The organism is Shewanella aegiceratis (genome assembly GCF_019457495.1).
Classification (GTDB): Bacteria; Pseudomonadota; Gammaproteobacteria; order Enterobacterales; family Shewanellaceae; genus Shewanella; species Shewanella loihica.
Genome location: NZ_CP080416.1, coordinates 1070734 through 1091138, shown reverse-complemented (window position 1 = coordinate 1091138; position 20405 = coordinate 1070734). Strand labels below are relative to the sequence as shown.

Here is a 20405-nt window from a genome sequence, read left to right as displayed (position 1 = left end):
TGGTATAAAGCGCACTGACCATCTTTAACCAACTGAAGGCCGTTAACCGACTTGCCGCCGTTAACCATAGATAGCCCAATGAGAAGAAATCGCCCGAATCCCCTAAAGAGAGAGCCCAGAATAGGTGAGCAAAGCAACAGACAGAGCCCTCAGCCAACCTATGGGGGCAAGCGTAAAAATAAAGGCGCTAAGTGGCCATTTAGCACTAAACTGCGCCTCGCTCTCATCGTCACGCTGTTTGTCGGCCTCCTGCTGGCTAGCCAGTTTCAACGGCTGCCGATAGCTGTACCTGTCTATTACGCCGTCATGAGCCTTATTACCTTCTTGTGCTACGCCTTAGACAAACGCGCCGCCCAACGAGATAACTGGCGTATAAGCGAGAATCGCCTGCATATGCTTTCTCTGATTGGCGGCTGGCCAGGGGCCATGCTGGGGCAGCAACATTTGAGGCACAAGTCCAGTAAGCGTGCTTTTCGTGTTGTGCTCTGGCTGACTGTCATCATCAACATCAGTCTGTTAGGCGCCCTGGTATCACCTCAAGGGCAAGCCCTGCTGACACAGCTAGGGGTTAACTAGCCTATTGATTCAGATGAGCCCTCCTCGTTTACCCAAGGGGCGCAATTGGCTATGATGAAGGCCGCACTTTTATAGGAAAATCAAAGATGAGAATGATATTAGCAGTCGTGGTGATCGCCGGCGTCTTATTTTACTTCTTTACCAGCATGAACAATCAGAAGGCGGCCAAGGAGAATATCGCCAAGGGCGAAGCCTTTCTAGCGCAGAACAAGACACAGGAAGGGGTTATCGAGACCGCTTCGGGGCTCCAGTACAAGGTTTTGGCAAAGGGCGACGGCAGCGTCCATCCCAAGGCCAGCGATACTGTGACGGTTCACTACCATGGCACGCTGATCGACGGCACTGTGTTTGACAGCTCGGTCGAGCGCGGCGAGCCTATCGCCTTCCCGCTTAATCGCGTCATCAAGGGCTGGACCGAGGGGGTACAACTGATGGTCGAAGGGGAAAAGACCCGCTTCTTTATTCCCAGCAGCCTGGCCTATGGCAATCGCAGCGCCGGCAAGATCCCCGGCGGTTCCGTGCTTATCTTCGATGTCGAGCTGATTAGCATAGATAAGTAGAGACAGTGACTTACGACATGAAAAACGCGCCCTAAGGCGCGTTTTTTGTATCATACCAATCACGGTAAGTAAGTGATCGGAAATAGCGCAGGAAAAACGTTCGAGAACAAGGCGAAATTTTTCGATAAGTAGTTATTCTACAATCAAAAATAGTAACGCAGTTATCGAACGTTTTAACAAGCTAGCATGCTCAGTTATTTACTACGATTGGTATCAGTACCCGAAGGGATTATCGATAGAGTAAGCCGGTTGGGTAAACCATTTAGGGCCGCTCTGTGTCATATAGAAGTGATCCTCGTGGCGCACCCCAAACTCGCCCGGCACACACAGCATGGGCTCGTTACTAAAGCACATGCCTGGGGCCAGCGGCGTATGGTCATTCAGCACCAAGTAGGGCCACTCATGGATATCCAGGCCTATGCCATGTCCGGTCCTGTGGGGCAGACCCGGCAGGTCATAGCCAGGGCCGAAACCCGCCTGCTCGAGTACGTCGCGGGCGGCACGATCTACGCTTGAACAAGGAGCCCCCACCTTAGCGGCCTCGAAGGCGGCCAGCTGAGCATCCTGCTCCAGTTGCCACAACTGACGCTGGCGCTCGCTCGGCGTGCCGTAGACATAGGTGCGGGTAATATCTGAGTTATAGCCGTGTAGCTGACAGCCTGTGTCGATCAGCACGGTATCGTTAAGCTCGAGCGCCTTAGGCGACTTGACCCCATGGGGATAGGCCGAGTCTTCACCGAAGAGCACGATACAGAAATAGGATCCCGCCGGAGCACCAACGGCTTTATGGGCCTGGTGAATAAAGCTCTCCACCTCGCCGACTGTGATCCCTTCATGCAGGATGCGTGCGGCGGCCTTGTGCACCTCAAGGGTCATATCCTTGGCGCGCTGCAACAGGGCTAGCTCTGTCTCCGACTTGATCATGCGACAGGCGGCGGTAACCGTCTTGCCGTTAACGAATTCAAATTCTGGTGCCAGTTGACGCACGCCATCGAAGATGAAAAACGCCGCCGACTCATCCATCGCCAGCTTGCCTTGGCTTATGCCAAGTTCACCGAGTCGCTTGATGAACAGGCCATAGGGACTCTCATCCTCATGCCAGCAGTTCACCCGCCCCTCGATAACCATGTAGCCCTTAAGTGTGTCGAGTTCGAACGCGGGAGCGATATATTCAAGCTCACCCTCGGCCGGCAATATGGCACCCACCATACGCTCACTGGCGTACCAGCGCGTGCCGGTAAAGTAGTAGAGGTTAGTGCCGGCGTTGAGATAGATGGCCGCAATGCCCTGCTGACGCATCAGCTGCTGCGCCTTGTCGATGCGCGCCCGGTACTCCTGCGCCGAGATCCCTTCGACCCCTTGGGTCATATCGGACAGCTTGGCCAGCTCCTGCTCGGGCGTCGATCCGCCAACACCCATCGTAGAAATTAAGCCTGTGGTATTTACACTCATAGTTAACACCTTTGACGGCAGTCGCGGGGCCAACCCGCAATCACCATGGAAAAGAAGAATGACAGGCAACCTTTTTAGCATAATGTATACAAAAAAGCAGTAGCTAACAGAAAGAAAAATCTTCAAGGTGCGCAGGCAAGCAGCGCCTAAGGAGGGGATTACTCAATGGGGAACAGCAATCGTTTCGACAAACCTAAAAGCAGAATAAAGACTAAATCGAATTAGCGCCTTCTGATTTTGCTCGCAATGCTTTTACTCGTAATGTTTTTACTTCTGTTGGCTTTAGGAGCTATGACGTTATGAGCTAGGACTTCACTCGGCGTGCTGGGCCAGCAGTACCTTGAGGCCGCGGCACACCAGGGTCTCCATATCATCGACCCGGGCGATGTTCACATCCCCCAGCGGCGCCGTCAGCGCCAGTTGTCTCAGGGACTCGACACAGCCCTTGTAATAGTCCGGCTGATTCATCATAGGGCCCGCAAGCCAGATACGATTAGGGTTCAGCAGGTTGATGGCCCAGGCGATGCCCATCCCCAGATAGCTACCGGCGCGGTAGAGCTCCTGGGGACTCTTGAGGCCGCGAATGCGAATCGACTCGCCACTGGCCAGCTGCTCCAGGCTGTACTCGCCCCCTTCACTCATCACCCGGCAATGGCCCAGCTCGCCGGCTACGCCGCCGGCGCCAAGAAACGGCTCGCCCTTGATGGCGATCGCCATGCCAATGCCGGCGCCGCTCATCAGCAGCAATTCGCAGGCATTTTTAGGGTCGCAGACCGCCAACATTCCGGCATCGATATCATTGTGGATCAGGCTAAAGCGGGCCTGAGTCTTGAGCTTGGCCAACGAAAGGCCGTTGAGCTTGGGTGCCACCTTGCAGGCGATCAAGGTATCTTGCTTCACCAGTCCGGGAACCGCCACCCCTAAGGCATAGTCACTCAGGCCATAGTCGGCTTCGATGTCGGCGATGTGACGGTTGAGGTCGGCCAGGGTGAAGTGCTCGCCGGTGGTGATTTTATATTGCTCGGTGCGCCCCTGAGTCTCAATTTCGAACAGGGCGGTAGTCGCGCCAATATCTATGGTCAGGGATTGCATAACGAGCTCCGTAGCCGACTAGCTCATCACGGCGAGAGCCTCTCGGCGCGATGAGTAGAAGAGTTGTGTATCGCTAAATTTTATCACAAAAACCATCTACTAAGGCTATATAAAATGCGACTAACACCTTGCTTTGATTGAATTTCCATCAAGTCCTATCAGGTTTCATCTATTTTCTGCTCATTTGCCAGCCTCAGGGGCACCCGTCCCCAGGCCATCAAGAGTAGATGAATGGCCAGCAGCGGGATACAGGTGAGCAGCATCACCTCCCAGCCTAGCCAGTGCAGCACCCAGCCGGCGCTTAAGGAGGCTAGGGCCTGGGAACCGAAGACGAAGGCATCGTTAAAGGCCTGAACCTTAAAGCGTTCTTCACTGTGGTAATAACGTGGCAACAAGACGGTTCCGGCCACAAACAGCAGGTTCCAGCCGACGCCTAACAGCACCAGGGCCACCCAGTAGTTCAGCAGCTCCCGCCCGAGCAAGGCGACCGTGATGGTCACTCCATAGGCTGCCAGGCCCACCAGCATCATGCGGCTGGTGCCAAACTTGGCCACCAGGTAGCCGCTAAACAGCGATGGAAAATACATGGCGATGATGTGACTCTGGATCACCCACTTGGTATCGGCCAGGGAATAGTGCTCCATGTGATGCATATGCAGGGGCGTGGCGGTCATGATGAAGCTCATCATGCCATAGCCTATGGTCGCGGCGCCGATGGCGGTCCAGATAGAAGGCTGCAACAAGATGTTGCCAAGGGGACGCACGGCCTGATGGGATGACGCATGGGCCGGTTTGTCCTGGCGATTTTCCTGATAGAAACAGAGCACCAGACCCGCCATCAGGCAGACGCAGATCAGAAACAGGAAGGCGCCCACATGAGGCGTGGCAAACAGGTTTTCACCCAGCACCGCAAGTTCTGGCCCCATGATGGCGGCCACCAGCCCACCTACCAAGACCCGGGAGGCCGCCTTGGCACTATCTAGTGCCGCCACCGACTCCATGGCCGCAAAGCGGTATTGCTGCACTATCGCCCCGGCAGAGCCCAAGAGCAAACCACTGAGACAGAAAGGCACAAATAGCTGCTCCTGTGTGGCGAAGGCCGCCAGGAGACCACCACTCGCCCCCAAGCCACTGCCCAACAGAAAGATCTTCTTGCGGCCGAAGCGACGCATCAAACGACTGACAGGCACCACAGAGACGGCCACGCCTATCACCATGATGGCAATCGGCAGGGTGGCCAGTGCCGGAGTTGGCGCTAATTCGGCGCCAATCAGGCCGCCGAGCAACATCATCATGGGGGTTGCACTCATGGCAAAGGCCTGAGCCAGGGTTAATACCCATACATTTCTTGGCATAAAGTTAGGATCTGCTGATCTTCTGCGTTCATTTTGCAGCATTCTGTATTCATTCTAGGCAAGGCAGAACGCTTGCAAACTAGTGCGCTAGTTAAATAAGCGATAACCCAGCAGAAAAATGATACAGACGCTGCCCCTAGGCTTCGTCTTGAAAACAAAATTTGTGCTCAAAAGGTCAACTGCCCCTAATCACAAATCGTTCACTTATAAGCAAAATACTGACTCGCGGCGAACTTTACCAGCCTAGAACGCGGATATTGGCGGATATTGCGCGCTGTATCTCTGCCCCTCAGCGCTATCTGATTCAATATCCACAGGAAACCTAGCGACTCACACCAGACTTTACGCCGTCCTCTATCAGCTTTTTCGCGCCTCCCTTCCAACTCACCCGCCGAGCTGCGATAATCGGCGGCAACTCAGCCAATATCTCGCCACTGGAGATAGGGCCAAGCCTATTCGCTCAAGCCCAGAAGGCCACGCTTAGATGGCCCCGCAATTGGGTACTAAAGGAGACTTCATGACATCTGTAACCGCACAACGTCTAGACGCCGTAAGAAGTGACATGCTCAGCCAAACCCTCGATGCCTTCATCGTGCCCCGGGCCGACGAATATCTGGGCGAGTATGTCCCCGAGCGTAACGAAAGACTGAACTGGCTCACCGGCTTTACCGGTTCTGCGGGCATGGCCATAGTGCTCAAAGAAAGCGCCGCCATCTTCGTCGATGGCCGTTATACGGTTCAGGTCAAGCAGCAAGTAGACAGTGCTCGGTTCGATTATCAGAGTCTCACCGACACGCCGCAGATCCCCTGGCTCATCGCCCAGCTTAACGAAGGCGCTCGCATCGGCTACGACCCGCGCCTGCATACCCTGAGCTGGCAGCAACAGGCCGAGGCCCAGTGTCAGCGCGCAGGTATCGAGCTGGTTGCAGTAACAGGCAACCCTATCGATCGCCACTGGCAAGAGCGCCCCGCTGCCTCCAACGCCGCCATCAGCCTGTTTAGCGAGCAGAGCGCCGGCGTCAGCAGCGCCGTAAAGCGTGAGCAGATAGGTAAGGCCGTGGCCGCAGCCGGCGCCGATGTGGCGCTCATCAGCGCGCTAGACTCCTTCTGTTGGCTGCTGAACATCCGCGGCAACGACGTACCTCGTCTGCCCGTGGTCTTAGGCACGGCTCTGCTGTATAAGAATGGCGAGATGACACTCTTTACCGATCTCGCCAAACTGCCAGAGGGGATCCAGGCCCATGTTGGCGCTGGCGTCAACTTCATGGCCGAGACCGAACTCGAAGGCGTGTTATCTAAGTTCGATGGCGTCAAGCTACTGGCCGACCCAGACAGCGCCAACGCTTGGATGCAGCTCACCGCTAAGCAAGCCGGCGCCAGGCTGATCGCCGGACAAGATCCGGTCGCCCTGCCCAAGGCGCAGAAGAATCCGGCCGAACTCGCCGGCCTTAGCGCCTGTCATATTCGCGACGGCGTGGCCGTGAGCCGTTTCCTCGCCTGGCTCGACGCCGAGGTGGCCGCCCAGCGTCTCTATGACGAAGGCACCCTGGCCGACAAGCTAGAGAGCTTCCGCCTGCAAGATCCCCAGTATCGCGAGCCAAGCTTCGATACCATCTCGGCCGCCGGTGCAAACGCCGCCATGTGCCACTACAACCACAACAACGGCACCCCGGCTATGATGACCATGGACAGCATCTATCTGGTGGACTCGGGCGCCCAGTATTTGGATGGCACCACAGACGTCACCCGCACCATAGCCATCGGCGAGGTCACCGACGAGCAGCGTAAGATGGTCACCCTGGTACTGAAGGGCCATATCGCCCTGGATCAGGCCAGATTCCCTAAGGGCACCACGGGCCAGCAGCTCGACGGCTTCGCCCGCCAATACCTGTGGCAGCACGGCTTCGATTACGACCACGGCACGGGCCACGGCGTGGGCCACTTCCTCAGCGTACATGAGGGGCCGCAGCGTATCGCCAAGAACAGCAATGGCGTCGCCCTGCTGCCGGGCATGGTGGTGTCGAACGAGCCGGGCTACTACCGCGCCGATGCCTTTGGTATTCGTATCGAAAACCTCATCACGGTGCAGGCCTGCGAGGCCCTGGCCGGCGCCGAGCGTGAGATGTATGAGTTCCATGCCCTCACCCTGATCCCGATCGACACTCGTCTTATCGATAAGCAGCTGCTGAATGACGCCGAGATCAACTGGCTCAATGGCTACCATCAGAGAGTCAGAGAGACCCTGAGCCCGCTGATGCAAGGCACTGAGCTCGACTGGCTACTTAAGGCGACCGAAGCTATATAAAACTTTGGCTATATAAAGCTTTAGCTATTTAAAGCTTTGGCTATTTAAAGCTTTGGCCTTTTAAGACTGGGGCATTTACCCCATAAAAAACAGCACCCTAAGGTGCTGTTTTTGTTCAGGCCTGAACAAAGCGCTCGCGGGCCTTTAACCAGCGCACCAGCTCGCTGTAGGGTTTAGGACGGCAGATGAGATAGCCCTGCAAGGAGATATCCTCTATCTGCTCCAGGTAGTTGAGATCATGGATATCCTCTACTCCCTCGGCCACCAGATGAATGCCGAGCTTGCCACTGATCGCCTGCATAGATTTCAGTATGGTCTGAGAGACAGGGTCTTTATGTATGCCATGAACCAGGCTGCGGTCCAGCTTCAGTTCGCTGATAGGCAGGGTGCACAGCTGGGAGAGATTGGTATAACCGGTACCGAAGTCGTCTATGGCGACGCCGATACGGTTCATCCTCAGCTGGCTGATGGTAGAGTGCTGACGCTGCTTATCCAGCACCTGATTTTCGGTGATCTCCACCGTCAGGCGCGACGGCGACAAGAGGTTTTGCTCGCAATACTGCATCAGGCGGGTATGCCAGCCGCTCTGATTGAGCTGCTTGGGAGTCAGGTTGATCGACAGGTGGCACTGTTTGCAAGATTCGAACTGGCTGATCAGCGCCCACTCAGGGATGGCGTTATTCAGCAGCTTAGTGGTCAGGCTATTGAGGGCATTGTTGCACTCGGCCACATCGATAAACTTATCTGGAGTGATCAACTGCAAGCGAGTGCCCTGCTGCAGGCGGCACAGCACCTCGAACCCCTTTATCTTGCCGCTGGCGATATCCACCTGCGCCTGATAATAGGGGATGATCTTATTGGAGTTGATGGCGCGGCGGATCTCGTCGATGCTCATCAATCCCTTGTGGCGTACACCGTTGCCCTGGAAGGCCATCAGGCGATAACGCTCGACACAGACCCTGAGCTGCTCTGTGGTAACTGGCTTCATCAGGGCGCCCAGCAGCCTGAGCTTGGAGGCCTCCACCAGCTGGGAGGCGGCCTCGACGATACGCGACTCCATGCCAGAGGCAATGATGATCCCCCCCTTAAACTCCATCTTACTCAGACGCATCAGAAACTCTATGCCGTCGACTTCGGGCATGTGCAGGTCTACCACCACTATCTGGTAGTCATCGCTATATTTGCTTAAAGTTCGAATGGCGCTGCGGGCGTCGCGGCAGAACTCCACCTTGTCCACATCCAGCAGCAAAAAGTGACGACTGAGCACGCGGCAGGCGCTCAGTGAATCATCGACGATCAAGACATTTATCGACATGACATCCCCTCATCCAAAGCAGGATGCTGCCTCGCAGTTGGGGCATACCAAATATACACCTAAGCCTCCATGCCTGTGACAACCTCCAAACGTTAACTTAATAAGGTTAGTTCAGCGCGCTTAAGTGTCAAATTGACCCAAATTGTCGGCATCGGCGATAATTGCGGCAGATAAAAGTGCAGGTTTTAACCGAAAATTTTGCTATACTCCGCGGCCGCCTTTGTGGCCCAGGGTGGTAATGGGTTAAGGTACAGCTCGAGTCTGGACTAAACTCAATTTGATATGTCGTTATTTTAAAAGGTAAACAACAGGATATCCCATGAGATTTGAATCTTTCAGTTTTGCTCCCGAGATTTTGCACGCCATCTCAGAATGTGGGTACCAAAAAATGACGCCCATTCAAAAAGAGGCCATCCCGGCGATCCGTCGCGGACAGGATGTGCTGGCCAGCGCCCAGACGGGTACCGGCAAGACGGCAGCCTTCGCCTTGCCTATCCTGCAGAAGATGTTCGATAGCCCAAGCGACACCCAGCGCTCCAACACCCGCGCGCTAATCCTAGCCCCTACCCGCGAACTGGTGGCTCAGGTAGCCGACAACATCAAGCAGTACAGCCGTTACCTGCCCATCTCAGTGCTGACCGTCTATGGCGGCGTCAAGATGGATACCCAGGCGGCTAAGGTAAAGAAAGGCGCCGACATCATAGTGGCCACCCCGGGTCGCCTGCTGGAGCACCTGCAAGCCTGTAACCTCAACCTGTCTAACGTCGACTTTCTGGTGCTGGATGAGGCCGACCGCATGTTGGATATGGGCTTCATCACAGACATTCAGAAGATCCTGCAGCAGGTTAATCGCGACCGTCAAAACCTGCTGTTTTCCGCCACCTTCTCCAGTGCCGTCAAACAGCTGGCCAACGAGATGCTGGTCAAGCCTAAGCTGATCGCCGTCGACAAGCAGAACACCACGGCGGTGACCGTCAGCCAGGTAGTCTACCCAGTGGAGCAGCGCCGCAAGCGTGAACTCCTCTCAGAGCTTATCGGCAAGAAGAACTGGCAACAGGTGCTGGTATTTACCGCCACCCGTGAGGCCGCCGACGTCCTGGTGAAGGAGCTTAACCTGGACGGCATCCCCTCTGCCGTGGTTCACAGCGAGAAGGCCCAGGGCAATCGTCGCCGTGCGCTACGCGAATTTAAAGAGGGTAAGGTACGCGCCCTGGTGGCCACCGAGGTCGCCGCCCGCGGCCTGGACATCCCCGAGCTGGAATATGTGGTCAACTTCGACCTGCCCTTCCTGGCTGAGGACTATGTTCACCGTATCGGTCGTACCGGCCGCGCCGGTCGCAGTGGCGTCGCCATCTCGCTGGTGAGCCGCGAGGAAGAGCGCACCTTAGCCGACATCGAGAAATTGATCGGCAATAAGATCCGCCGCATCACCATCCCAGGCTATGAGGTGGGCAGTCGCGATCTCTTGATCAAACAGCTGCAGAAGCGTCGCAGCTTCGCCAAGAAGCAGCAGCGCAGCGACAACGTCGGCGCTCAGGTGATCGCCGAGAAGAACATGGGGGCTCGCCGGGTGAAGGTGAAGAACTCATCCAACGCGAAAATTAAGAAGCAAAAATAATCGACGTACGGTCACAAAATTATTATCTAATCAAATAAGGCACTTAACAGTGCCTTTTTTGTTCGTATCGATTAATTCCACATCAGGGTGAAAGTTTACGGCCGCCGCCTGGGTCTGTTCGACAGATAAAACAATCACGAGAAGGCCACCCTATGACCAAGACACAAAATTCACGCGCTGGCGCCCTGCTGAGCGCCCTGCTCTTCACCCTGGTGAGCTTGGCGCTCATCGCACCCTCAGCATCAGCTAAGCCGATAGCTGAAAGTCCGACATCTATCTCGCCGCTACTGAATGGTCAGACGGTGCCCGCTATTCAGGTTAAGGATCTTAAGGGCAAGTCGGTGGATCTGCTGCAACTTATCCAGGACAAACCCAGCGTACTCTTCTTCTACCGCGGCGGCTGGTGCCCCTTCTGTAACGCCCAGATGGGTCAGCTGCAGGCGATCGAAGGCGATCTCCTCAAGATGGGCTTTCAACTAATCGGCATCTCGCCCGATGCACCAGAGGAGCTGCGCGCCTCCATGACCAAGAATGACCTCAACTACACCCTGGTCTCGGATGCAGACCTCAACGCCATGCGCGCCTTCGGCCTGGCCTATTTCACCAGTCAGACCATATCGGATAGATACATGGCCAAGATGCAGCTGAAAAACAAGCTGTGGAAGAACGCCGCCGGCGAGTCCCGCCTGGTGCTGCCGGTGCCCGCCGTCTATATCACCGACAAGACGGGACTGGTGCACTTTCAATACATCAACCCTAACTACAAGGTGCGCGCCGAGCCTAAGCTTATCCTCACCGCGGCGAGCCTCATCCCCCAGTAGGCAAAAGTGCCAACAGCGCTAGCAAAGATTAGTCCCGACAGCGATAGCAAAGATTAGTCCCTACAGCGCTAGCAAATATTAGTGCCGACAGCCCAAGCAAATACCAGGGCTTGCAGCTAGACAAACCGCCGCGCTGCCAAAAGCCGCGGCGGTTTTCTTTATGCTGCCGATATTGATAAGCGCGCCGATAGGGTATACTCAGCGCCGCATCCCTTTTTTCTTTTGCGTGGAGACGCAATGACAGAGCAAAGCTACAACCAGGCCCTAGTGGCATTAGCCCAGGCGGGCCTCGCCGACCTGGCGGCGCGTAACGCAAGCCCAGGCAGCATTAAGACCCCGGCGGCAGAGAGCCATTTCCTCTGCAACTGGATGGTGCAATCACTCAAGGAGCGACGCTTCTCCAAGTTAGTGGCCGATGACCTGACCCGCTGGATCCGAGAAGGACGCAGCAAGGGCGCCGGCGCCCAGCTCCCCCAGCTGCTGCAACGAATCGAAAATCAATACCTGCCGGCCATGGAAAATGCCGAGGTGGGTCAGTCGCTTCAGGCGCTGATTGCCGACCTCGAGGCCCAGGGTTGGCTGGTCATCCTCGACTGTGAGGTGAGTGGCAAGCTCAGGCTCGACAGCGATGGTCAAAACAGCCTGGTGATCTCGGTCGAGCAGTATGAGCAGCATCTGCTCGAGGGTAAGCTTATCAAGTCCATCACCCTCTATATGCGCGCCGACGAGCAGCTGATCGCCCAACACGCCGTCAAACACTCGCTGCTGCTGAGTCAAGGCGACAAAAAAGCCAGCTGCATCAAACACCATAAGGCCTATCGCCTCTACCCGGGTAACCGCCAACCCGCATTGGCGCTACTGAAAGCCTAAACACGCTTTAGCTCGCCTTCTGTTACAGGCCGTCTTAACCAGGACGGCCCTGCTTATCGACACTCGCATATCAACACTCGTTTTCGGCCATTCTCGTGTTAGCATGTCTGCCAGGTTAACTTAAGGTCGACAGCCAATATGACAGCAAACAAGCAAGATTCGGCGACGCCGCACTACGACGCCCTGTGCGCCGCCTTTAAACAGATCCATCACTTCCAGCATCTGCAAGCCCTGGGGGATTGGGATCAGGCCACCATGATGCCAAGTGGCGGCAGCCAAGGAAGAGGCGAGGCCATGGCCGAGCTGGCCCTGCATATTCACACGCTCAAGACGGCCCCCTCTCTGGTCGACAACTTGTCGGCGGCGGACGAAGAGGCCTTAACCGCATCGCAGAAGGCCAACCTGAGAGAGATGCGTTATCACACGCTGCAGGCCACCGCCCTGCCCGGCGAGCTGGTGCAGCAGAAGACAGCGCTCACCTATGCCTGCGAACATGCCTGGCGTCAGCAACGCAAAGACAACGACTGGCAGGGCTTTAAGCCGAACCTTGAGAAGGTGATCGCCCTGGTGCGCGAAGAGGCGCAGATCCTCGGCGAGGTGCAGGACCTTTCCCCCTATGACGCCCTGCTCAATAAGTTTGAACCAGGTTGTCAAACGGCGGCGCTGGATAAGGTATTTGGCGAGCTGAGGACCTGGCTGCCAGAGATGATCCAGCAGGTACAAGCCAAGCAGCAGAGCTGGCAGAAGGTGGTCATCCCCCACAGCAGCGCGGCGTCTCAGCAGGCGCTCAACCTGGATGTGATGCGCCTCCTTGGCTTCGATTTCAATCAGGGCCGCCTGGACACCAGCAGCCATCCCTTCTCAGGCGGCGTACCTGGCGATGTCCGCATCACCACCCGCTATGATGAAGCCGATTTTATCACCTCCCTCTATAGCACCATCCACGAGGTAGGCCATGCCCGCTACGAGCAGGGCCTGCCCATCGACTGGCGCGGCCAACCTGTGGGGCTGGCGCGCTCCATGGCGCTTCACGAGAGTCAGAGCCTGTTCTTCGAGATGCAGCTCGCCAGAAGCCCGGCGATGATTGCCCTGCTTGCCGAGAAGATCAATCATCATCTGGGCAGCCAACTCACTCAGGAGTCCCTGACACACCTGGTGCAGCGTGTGACACCTGGCCTTATCCGGGTCGATGCCGACGAGGTGACTTACCCTTGCCACATCATGCTGAGATATGAGGTGGAGAAAGGCCTAATCGACAAGAGTCTGCAGGTCGCCGACCTTCCCGAGTTCTGGGACAATCAGATGCAGAGCCTTTTGGGGCTATCCACCCGCGGGGACGATCGCAACGGCTGCATGCAGGATATCCACTGGCCTGTAGGCGAGCTGGGGTACTTCCCGAGTTACAGCCTGGGCGCCATGTATGCCGCCCAGTTTAAGGCAAGCATGATCAAGGCGCTGGGCGATATCGACAGCCTGATTGAACAGGGCAATATCACCCAGGTTATGGATTGGCTCAACCAAAACATCTGGTCTCAAGGATCGCTTCTGACCACAGATGAGCTGGTGACGCAAGTGACCGGCGAGGTGCTTAACCCGGTTCACTTCAAGCGTCATCTGGAGCAGCGCTACTTAAGTTAAGTTCGGTTAAGTTAGGTTAAACTCGCAATAAGGCAAACAAAAAGGCTAGCGCAATGCGCTAGCCTTTTTCCTTTGTTACTGACAGCTTTATCTTGCAGGCTGACTCGTCATCGCCATGTCGCCTAGTTAGCGGCATCGCCCTCGCGCGGCGTCTTACCGTTCAAGGGAGAGTGCGCCCCTTGACTCTCGTCGCTAATCTCGCCGGCGCCCAGCATCTCCTGGGTGATCATGTTGTGGCCTTTAAGCAGGTCGTTGAGTCCGCCATGCTTGCCATCCACCATGCCCAGCTCTCTGAGCATGGCATCGACGATAGGCGCGTTGGCGCGGTAATTCAGCGCCGCAGAGGTCACCTGCTCGGCGATACCACCCTGGCTAAGTACAGCCTCGCCATGGCCCTGAGTCGCCCCCGAGGTGCCGTAGCCCTGAAGGATCTTGATCCCTTCGATGTTCTCCAGCGGCTTGACCGCCTGAGCCACCACTTCCGGCAAGGCTTTGAGCATGGCCAGCGCTTTTTGCAGTTCGATCTGCTCGCTGCTGAGCACGTTTTCCGCCTCGTGCAGCGCCTGCTTACCGGCCGCCTCGACCGCGTACACCTTCTCGTCTGCCTCGGCCTTGAGCTTCTTGGCATCGGCTGCTGCCTTCGCCTCGGTAAGGATCGCGCTTGCCTTATCTTCGGCAGCGCGTTTCTCGGCTTCCGCCTCGACCGTTACGCCCACCGCATCACGCTCGGCTTCCTTGCGGGCATCGATCACCTCGATCTCTTTGCGACGGTTAGCCTCGGCCACCTGACGCACGGTAATAACCGCTTCCTCTTTTTCTACCTTGAGCTTCTCTGCCTCGGCCGCCTTGGCGCGCGCGGCTGATTCCTCTTCAGACTTCTGCGCCACCGCGATCTGCTTGTCCTGCTCGGCCACCTCGATATCGCGCTGCTGCTGAATGCGTGACTGCTCGATCGCCTTACGCTTCTCGATCTCTCGGGTCTCGATATCTTTGGTCTTCTCAATTTGCGCCGTCTCTACCGCGCGCTCCTTGGCGATCTCCGCCTCACGCTCTTCGCGGCTCTTCTGCTCCTGCTTCTTGAGGATCTCCGCCTTCTGCTCGGCGCGCTTAAACTCCAGTGCCTGTTGCTGTACCAGACGCGCTTCCTCTTCGGCCTTCTCGATCTCCAACGACTCCTTCTCGGCTTCCAGGTTACGCTGCTCTATCTTGATACGGTTTTCCTGTTCGATGTCGTTGGTTTCTTTGCGCTTCTCTTCGATGATCTTAGCAAGACGTGCGCGACCCTCGGCATCGAAGGCGTTATTTTCATTGAAGAATTGCAGGTCTGTCTGGTCGAAACCTGTCAGAGAGACAGATTCCAGCTCCAGACCGTTCTTCTCCAGATCGTTGGCGACGTTGTTCTGCACCCGCTGCACGAAGTCGGCGCGCTGCTCATGCATCTCTGTCATGGTCATCTCGGCCGCCACCGCGCGTAGCACGTCGACAAACTTAGACTCCATCAGCTTCTTCACCTCTTCGACACGGGTCGTGCGGGTACCTAAGGTCTGCGCCGCCATGGAGATCCCCTCCACACTCGGCGCCACGCGCAGATAGAAGTCGGCGCGCACATCCACCCGCATGCGATCTTTAGTGATCAGCGCATCTTTCTGCATCTTCTCCACCTCGATACGCAGGGTGTTCATGTTGACCGCTATGGTCTCATGCAGCACAGGCAGCACTATGGCGCCGCCATCTTTGATGATCTTCTCGCCGCCAAAACCTGTCCTCACAAAGGCGGTCTCTTTCGAGGCCCGTCGATACAACTTGGCGAAGATCATGCCGATCACCAAGATACCGATTAACACAGCGCCAGCGGCAATAAACACAAAGCTGCCACCCAATGACACGCCTATTCCTTCAACTTCGTTCATGTTTCATCCTTAATCTAAGCTTGTTATAAGCAGGTTTTACGGCAGCAAGGCTGCCTAAATTTCATCGTTAAATTGCACCACTGACCAGACCTGGCCATTGCGATTGAGCAGCACCACAGAGGTGCCCTGGGAGAAGGCCTCGCCCGCCAGCTCGGGTTCCACCAACACATAATGCTTCTGCTGATAGGCATCTTTCACCACCGCCTCGCTGGGAAATCCCTTGCGGGCACAACCTAAGGTCACCACGCCTACAAGACCGCTGAGCTCGTCAACCGAGACAGCCGAGGTTTCGTTCTTGGGCAGCAGATTGGCGAGACGGGCGCCGAGGATACGGCAGGAAAATGCGCCGAGCACTATGGCCAGCGGAATACTTAGGGGCGCCGGCAAAGCACCGTGAAACGAGATTGCCAGATAGTTGATCGCAAAGCCGGCGATGGCGAAGCTGGTCAGCGCCAGCACCAGCCAGATAAGCAGTGGCAGGCGATCCAGGCAGAGCCAACCAGCTACGCCTGTGACGCCAGACACGCCAGTATCGACGTCGGCGTCCATCTCCATGGGCGTCAGATCGTCCAGCAGGCCAAACAGACTCAGGCCAAAGACCATAGAGAAGCCTTCGACCAGGCCCAAGAGGATCACCAAGGCCAGCGCCAGGCTGTAGGGTAAGTTATCGGTAAGCAGTAAAAAATCCACTGTCTCTCTCCATGAGATAATGCCAAAACCCCTAGTGAGGATTTAAGGCCCGCTTAATATCGCGCACGTATATTGCTATACGCCGGTTTTTAAACAGCTAGTCCTAAACGATTAGTTCTTAACTGATAGTCCTAAACGGATATTGCTAGTATTCCTAGATGGGCGGCTCAGACAAGATTCGACTTGCCAAGGCAGGCGAGCCACCGAGGTTAGAGAATAACAGACTGAATAATTGAGTAAATAGCCAATATTCACATTTGTTTTTACTAATCTTAACCCCCTTACCTGCGCCATTGATAAGGCCTAAAAGCTGTGCGAACATCTAACCTTTGCCCCATAGCCCCCTTAAGGGCTCCAGCCCCTCGATAATAGAAACATTAGTAATGCAGATACAAGAGATACAGGCCCAGGATTGGCCAGCCATATTAACCATTCAGGATGAGTGCTATCCCGATATCGAGCCAGAGTCCCTCGCCGCCCTGCAGAGTAAGGCCAGGCTCTCCCCACAGACCTGTTTTGTGGTCACGCAAGACGATGCCGTCATAGGCTATTGCCTGGCGCACCCCTGGGAGCGCGACCTGCCGCCGAGTCTGGAGCAGGTGCTCGACGCAGCGCCCAAGCAGGAGACCCTCTACCTGCACGATATCGCCTTTTCCGCCAAGGCTCGGGGCCAGGGGGCCGGCGCGGCCGTGTTTAATCGTCTCATCGAACAGGCCAGAAACAAGGCGCTGGATAGCATCTCGCTAGTGGCCGTGGGCGGCGCCCACACATATTGGCAACGTCTAGGCTTTAAATCGCGTATAATCGACAAATCCTTAGGCAGCTACCCGGAAGATGCCTGCTACATGGTGTATGCCATCGACGCAGATAACCCAGGCTATGCCTATCAGGACTGAAAGAAACTATTTTAAAAGAATACCTATTTAAGAAAATGCTACTTTAAGAGAATGCTATGGCCCGCAGAGTCGGTTATACCTTTAAGAATCAATACAAAGAGATCAACTTCGTCTACGACAAGTTTCATGACATCTACGAAGCCGTGGCCGCAGCCGAGGGAATCGATCTGACCCGCTACCTCGCCATGGAGGCTCAGGTCGCCATGACCTCTAAGGGCTCCCAGGCGGTGAAAGACTATCGCCAGAAGGAGTTCGCCCGCTTCGGCTTTAGCGACATCCATTTTATTCGAGATGAAAACGCTCAGGATGAAAGCTAAGGCCAACTTCGCTAGAATAAGCCACCCATTTTCGCCTTTTACCAGATGATGTAGGCCCTGAATGTCTAATATTGAACATGCCAATTTTCCCAGAGCCGGCTTCTTTCGCCGCCTGGGCGCGATAGTGTACGACCTGCTGCTGGCGGTCGCCGTCTACATGGTGGCCGGAGCCATAGGCTTCGGTATCTTTACCGCCCTCACCAGCAGTGGCCTGCTGGCCATGAATGGCTTTGAGCATGTCTCAGACCTGCTAAACGGCACACCGCTATACAAGGGTGTTTATCAGCTGTGGATCGCCTTCTGCGTCGGTCTCTTCTATGTGCTGTTTTGGAGCTATGGCGGCCAGACCCTAGGCATGCGCGCCTGGCGTTTGAAGATCCAACACCCTAACGGCCAGAGCCTGAGCATGATCACCGCCACCGCACGTCTCGTCTGGTCGCTGCTTGGCATAGGTAACCTGTGGATCTTAATCAACGGCGACAAGCTGGCGCTGCAGGATATGATGACCCGCTCGGAAGTGGTGGTGCTCTCCAAAGAAGCCAACCAGATGCGTAACTGGCACGGCGTGTAAGCTAAACCCAGACAAGAAAAAAGGACCCTAGGGGTCCTTTTTTTAATGAGCTCATCTTTAATAGAAATAGCCTAGCGGCGAATATAGTAGATGGCGGCGCTACTGAAGATGAGCGGCGGCATCACGGCGCCCAGCACGGCCGGTAGGCCATACACCAGGGTCATGGGGCCAAAGATCTCGTTACAGATATAGAAGCTGAAACCGGCTACCACACCCAGCAGCACCCGCGCCCCCATGGTCACAGTACGCAGCGGACCAAACACGAATGACAGGGCCACCAGCATCATCACGGCCACAGTGATCGGCTGCATGATCTTACGCCATAGCGCCAGCTCATAGCGGCCCGAATCCTGGTTATTGACCCTCAGGTACTCGAGATAATCCACCAGCCCCTGAATCGACAGGGCCTCGGGTTTTACCGACACTACACTCAGCTTATCCGGGGTCAGGGTCGACTCCCAGCGATACAGAGTGAGATCCGTCAGGCTCACCTGCTCTGGGGTGATCTTGGTCTGACGCACATCGAGCAGGCGCCAATGGTCCTTAGAGTAAACGCCACGGCGGGCCTCTATGGTGCCCACCAGATTCAGTTTATCGTCGAACTCATAGAGCACGATATTATGCAGGCTGTTGATATCCTCTATCTCGCCTATGTTGACGAACAGGTCACCATCTTTGGCCCAGATCCCCCGGCTCGACTTAAACAGGCTACCGCCGGAGAGTTTGACCGCTTGCAGCTCCTTGCCGTGACGTTCGGCCACCGGCGCGCCCCATTCCCCCAGGGCCATCACCAAGAGCATCAGCGGCACCGCCGTCTTCATCGCCGACAGGGTGATCTGAAAGCGAGACAAGCCCGCCGACTGCATCACCACCAGCTCTGAGTTCGACGCCAGCATGCCCATGCCGATCAGCGCCCCGAGGAGCACCGCCATGGGGAAAAACATCTCGATATCCCGCGGGATCAGAAACAGCACATAGATGCCGGCATCCACCATGGTGTAGGTACCGCGTCCCACCAGACGAATCTGATCCACCCACTTGATGATGCCTGACAGGCCAGTTAACACCAGCAGACACAGGGCCGAGGTGCTCAGCAGGACACGGGCAATATATAAATCTAGAATTCTCATGCCGCCACCTTCTTACGCTTAAGCAAGCCAGAAAGCTTAGCCCCCGCGGGGCGCTCCTTACTCAGCAGCAACATCCCTAAAAACAGCGCCGAGGCATGGATCCACCACATGCCGAGATAGGCTGGGATCACCTCATCTTCGAGCGCCTTACGTCCGGCGATCATCAAGCCGAAATAACCCAGATAGAGCAAGATGGCCGGGAACATCTTGGCAAACTTACCCTGGCGCACATTCACCCGCGCCATGGGCACGGCGATCAGCGTCATGAAAGGGATCGCCAGCGGAATGGCCAGACGCCAGTGGAATTCGGCCACGGCCTCGGGTCCCTCTGTGTCCAGCAGCTGATCGATTGGCAAGGCCGACAGTTTACGGCGGCGCTGATCCACCTCCTGCTCCTTGATCTGCATCTCGTAGCCGGCAAACTGCACCACCTGATAATCGAGCTGGTTCTGCTTGCTCTGGTACTGGATACCATCGTTGAGCTTGAGGCGCTGCTCGCCGCTTTCATCCTCTATCACGCTGCCCCCTTGGGCCACAACGATATTGGACTGGCTGGCACCGTCTTCCGGGTCTGGCAGCTGGGCCACGAACACCTTGTCCAGTTGATTGTCACGGCCGATGCGCTCGACGAAGAGTACCGCGCGGCCGTTAGGACTGGTCTGGAAACGCCCCTGGGTCAATGCCGCCAAGCCTGCCTCCGACTGGGCATTTTCCAGCACACGGTTTTGGGTCTCTTCGGCCCAGGGAGTGACATAGATGGCTAAAAAGCCGGTAAACAGCATGTTGGCGACGGCGAGTAGCAGGGTTACCCGGGTGACATACCATTCACTCACGCCGACGCTGTGGAAGACCACCATCTCGCTTTCGGCGTACATACGGCCATGGGCCACCAGGATCCCCAAAAACAGACTCAGAGGCACCACAAGCACGGCAAGATAGGGAAGATTAAGGCCTAGAAGGGTCATCACCAGAGAGGCGGGAAACTCGCCATCGGATGCATCAGCGAGTACACGAACAAAATGTTGGCTAATAAAAATAGCTAACAGCACTAAAAGCACTGCCATCTGCGCTTTTAAAACTTCACGAATCAAGTATCTAAATACAATCACAGGCAGGATCCAGTCCCTAAACTTATATTTATGCTGGTATCAGCCCACTTTTCATGTAGACTGTCTACTTTTGGTAGTTTTGTGACCAGCCTTTAACTAAAAATGGCAGAAAAACACCTGAAAAATTAACATTGGTGTACCAATTTTAGGTCCGTTTTGGACACAAGCAGACATTATCTA

General features: G+C 55.9%; 18 protein-coding genes. 10 read left to right on the top strand and 8 right to left on the bottom strand.

Annotated features, from left to right (window positions below; translation table 11 throughout):
* Window positions 1-78: 78 nt before the first annotated feature.
* Both K0H80_RS04830 and bamJ read left to right on the top strand, forming a co-directional pair.
* On the top strand, window positions 79-576 hold the full coding sequence (locus K0H80_RS04830; RefSeq protein ID WP_220073295.1) for a DUF1294 domain-containing protein: 498 nt from the start codon (window positions 79-81) through the stop codon (window positions 574-576).
* Window positions 577-662: 86 nt separating this feature from the next.
* The gene (bamJ, locus tag K0H80_RS04825; protein ID WP_220073294.1) at window positions 663-1136 is read left to right on the top strand and encodes a BamJ family beta-barrel-assembly machinery protein; all 474 of its coding nucleotides are present in this window, start codon (window positions 663-665) and stop codon (window positions 1134-1136) included.
* 213 nt (window positions 1137-1349) lie between these two features.
* On the opposite strand, the gene K0H80_RS04820 is transcribed toward bamJ, so the two are convergent.
* From K0H80_RS04820 to K0H80_RS04810, 3 genes are all read right to left on the bottom strand, one after another.
* A complete protein-coding gene (locus tag K0H80_RS04820) occupies window positions 1350-2588 on the bottom strand; it encodes a M24 family metallopeptidase (protein ID WP_220073293.1) in 1239 nt (412 codons plus the stop codon).
* A 312-nt stretch (window positions 2589-2900) separates the two neighbouring features.
* Window positions 2901-3680 carry an ROK family protein gene (locus K0H80_RS04815; protein ID WP_220073292.1) on the bottom strand — a complete coding sequence of 260 codons (780 nt, stop codon included), beginning with the start codon at window positions 3678-3680 and terminating at the stop codon, window positions 2901-2903.
* A 158-nt stretch (window positions 3681-3838) separates the two neighbouring features.
* Window positions 3839-5035: an MFS transporter gene (locus K0H80_RS04810; RefSeq protein ID WP_220073291.1), complete on the bottom strand. Its 1197-nt coding sequence runs from the start codon at window positions 5033-5035 to the stop codon at window positions 3839-3841.
* A gap of 517 nt (window positions 5036-5552) precedes the next feature.
* On the opposite strand from K0H80_RS04810, the gene K0H80_RS04805 reads away from it, so the two are divergent.
* The gene (locus tag K0H80_RS04805) at window positions 5553-7340 is read left to right on the top strand and encodes an aminopeptidase P family protein (protein WP_220073290.1); all 1788 of its coding nucleotides are present in this window, start codon (window positions 5553-5555) and stop codon (window positions 7338-7340) included.
* Window positions 7341-7455: 115 nt separating this feature from the next.
* On the opposite strand, the gene K0H80_RS04800 is transcribed toward K0H80_RS04805, so the two are convergent.
* Window positions 7456-8655: an EAL domain-containing response regulator gene (locus K0H80_RS04800; RefSeq protein ID WP_220073289.1), complete on the bottom strand. Its 1200-nt coding sequence runs from the start codon at window positions 8653-8655 to the stop codon at window positions 7456-7458.
* A 319-nt stretch (window positions 8656-8974) separates the two neighbouring features.
* On the opposite strand from K0H80_RS04800, the gene K0H80_RS04795 reads away from it, so the two are divergent.
* The 4 genes from K0H80_RS04795 (at window position 8975) to K0H80_RS04780 (ending at window position 13602) form a co-directional block, all read left to right on the top strand.
* A complete protein-coding gene (locus K0H80_RS04795; RefSeq protein ID WP_220073288.1) occupies window positions 8975-10273 on the top strand; it encodes a DEAD/DEAH box helicase in 1299 nt (432 codons plus the stop codon).
* A 152-nt stretch (window positions 10274-10425) separates the two neighbouring features.
* The gene (locus K0H80_RS04790) at window positions 10426-11094 is read left to right on the top strand and encodes a peroxiredoxin-like family protein (RefSeq protein WP_258406179.1); all 669 of its coding nucleotides are present in this window, start codon (window positions 10426-10428) and stop codon (window positions 11092-11094) included.
* Window positions 11095-11331: 237 nt separating this feature from the next.
* Window positions 11332-11964, top strand: coding sequence for a DUF2913 family protein (locus K0H80_RS04785; RefSeq protein WP_220073287.1), 633 nt, complete (start codon window positions 11332-11334; stop codon window positions 11962-11964).
* Window positions 11965-12102: 138 nt separating this feature from the next.
* Window positions 12103-13602 (top strand): carboxypeptidase M32, encoded by a 1500-nt coding sequence (locus tag K0H80_RS04780; protein ID WP_220073286.1) that lies wholly within the window; start codon window positions 12103-12105, stop codon window positions 13600-13602.
* A gap of 122 nt (window positions 13603-13724) precedes the next feature.
* Here the strand turns inward: K0H80_RS04780 and K0H80_RS04775 are convergent, their stop codons facing one another.
* Together K0H80_RS04775 and K0H80_RS04770 are read right to left on the bottom strand one after the other, a co-directional pair.
* On the bottom strand, window positions 13725-15512 hold the full coding sequence (locus K0H80_RS04775; protein WP_220073285.1) for a flotillin family protein: 1788 nt from the start codon (window positions 15510-15512) through the stop codon (window positions 13725-13727).
* Window positions 15513-15566: 54 nt separating this feature from the next.
* Window positions 15567-16202: a YqiJ family protein gene (locus K0H80_RS04770; protein ID WP_011864750.1), complete on the bottom strand. Its 636-nt coding sequence runs from the start codon at window positions 16200-16202 to the stop codon at window positions 15567-15569.
* A gap of 383 nt (window positions 16203-16585) precedes the next feature.
* Between K0H80_RS04770 and K0H80_RS04765 the strand changes: the two genes are divergently transcribed.
* The 3 genes from K0H80_RS04765 to K0H80_RS04755 all read left to right on the top strand — a co-directional run bounded on the left by K0H80_RS04765 (window position 16586) and on the right by K0H80_RS04755 (window position 17986).
* Window positions 16586-17098 (top strand): GNAT family N-acetyltransferase, encoded by a 513-nt coding sequence (locus tag K0H80_RS04765; protein WP_220073284.1) that lies wholly within the window; start codon window positions 16586-16588, stop codon window positions 17096-17098.
* Window positions 17099-17154: 56 nt separating this feature from the next.
* Complete coding sequence (locus tag K0H80_RS04760) at window positions 17155-17415, top strand: DUF2960 domain-containing protein (RefSeq protein WP_220058877.1); 261 nt, start codon at window positions 17155-17157, stop codon at window positions 17413-17415.
* A 61-nt stretch (window positions 17416-17476) separates the two neighbouring features.
* The gene (locus tag K0H80_RS04755) at window positions 17477-17986 is read left to right on the top strand and encodes an RDD family protein (protein ID WP_011864747.1); all 510 of its coding nucleotides are present in this window, start codon (window positions 17477-17479) and stop codon (window positions 17984-17986) included.
* A 71-nt stretch (window positions 17987-18057) separates the two neighbouring features.
* On the opposite strand, the gene lptG is transcribed toward K0H80_RS04755, so the two are convergent.
* Both lptG and lptF read right to left on the bottom strand, forming a co-directional pair.
* Entirely contained in the window at window positions 18058-19116 is a 1059-nt protein-coding gene (lptG, locus tag K0H80_RS04750; protein WP_011864746.1) for an LPS export ABC transporter permease LptG, read from the bottom strand.
* On the bottom strand, window positions 19113-20225 hold the full coding sequence (gene lptF, locus K0H80_RS04745) for an LPS export ABC transporter permease LptF (RefSeq protein ID WP_220044479.1): 1113 nt from the start codon (window positions 20223-20225) through the stop codon (window positions 19113-19115). The genes lptG and lptF overlap by 4 nt, the downstream gene beginning before the upstream one ends.
* Window positions 20226-20405: the final 180 nt, after the last annotated feature.

Bases quoted from the DNA above. Each gene is read 5' to 3' on its own strand.
- K0H80_RS04815 (WP_220073292.1), bottom strand. From the start codon at position 3,680: ATGCAATCCCTGACCATAGATATTGGCGCGACTACCGCCCTGTTCGAA.
- K0H80_RS04820 (WP_220073293.1), bottom strand. From the start codon at position 2,588: ATGAGTGTAAATACCACAGGCTTAATTTCTACGATGGGTGTTGGCGGA.
- bamJ (WP_220073294.1), top strand. From the start codon at position 663: ATGAGAATGATATTAGCAGTCGTGGTGATCGCCGGCGTCTTATTTTAC.
- K0H80_RS04795 (WP_220073288.1), top strand. From the start codon at position 8,975: ATGAGATTTGAATCTTTCAGTTTTGCTCCCGAGATTTTGCACGCCATC.
- K0H80_RS04765 (WP_220073284.1), top strand. From the start codon at position 16,586: ATGCAGATACAAGAGATACAGGCCCAGGATTGGCCAGCCATATTAACC.
- K0H80_RS04810 (WP_220073291.1), bottom strand. From the start codon at position 5,035: ATGCCAAGAAATGTATGGGTATTAACCCTGGCTCAGGCCTTTGCCATG.
- K0H80_RS04780 (WP_220073286.1), top strand. From the start codon at position 12,103: ATGACAGCAAACAAGCAAGATTCGGCGACGCCGCACTACGACGCCCTG.
- K0H80_RS04755 (WP_011864747.1), top strand. From the start codon at position 17,477: ATGTCTAATATTGAACATGCCAATTTTCCCAGAGCCGGCTTCTTTCGC.
- K0H80_RS04760 (WP_220058877.1), top strand. From the start codon at position 17,155: ATGGCCCGCAGAGTCGGTTATACCTTTAAGAATCAATACAAAGAGATC.
- lptG (WP_011864746.1), bottom strand. From the start codon at position 19,116: ATGAGAATTCTAGATTTATATATTGCCCGTGTCCTGCTGAGCACCTCG.
- K0H80_RS04785 (WP_220073287.1), top strand. From the start codon at position 11,332: ATGACAGAGCAAAGCTACAACCAGGCCCTAGTGGCATTAGCCCAGGCG.
- K0H80_RS04800 (WP_220073289.1), bottom strand. From the start codon at position 8,655: ATGTCGATAAATGTCTTGATCGTCGATGATTCACTGAGCGCCTGCCGC.
- K0H80_RS04775 (WP_220073285.1), bottom strand. From the start codon at position 15,512: ATGAACGAAGTTGAAGGAATAGGCGTGTCATTGGGTGGCAGCTTTGTG.
- K0H80_RS04790 (WP_258406179.1), top strand. From the start codon at position 10,426: ATGACCAAGACACAAAATTCACGCGCTGGCGCCCTGCTGAGCGCCCTG.
- K0H80_RS04805 (WP_220073290.1), top strand. From the start codon at position 5,553: ATGACATCTGTAACCGCACAACGTCTAGACGCCGTAAGAAGTGACATG.
- K0H80_RS04830 (WP_220073295.1), top strand. From the start codon at position 79: ATGAGAAGAAATCGCCCGAATCCCCTAAAGAGAGAGCCCAGAATAGGT.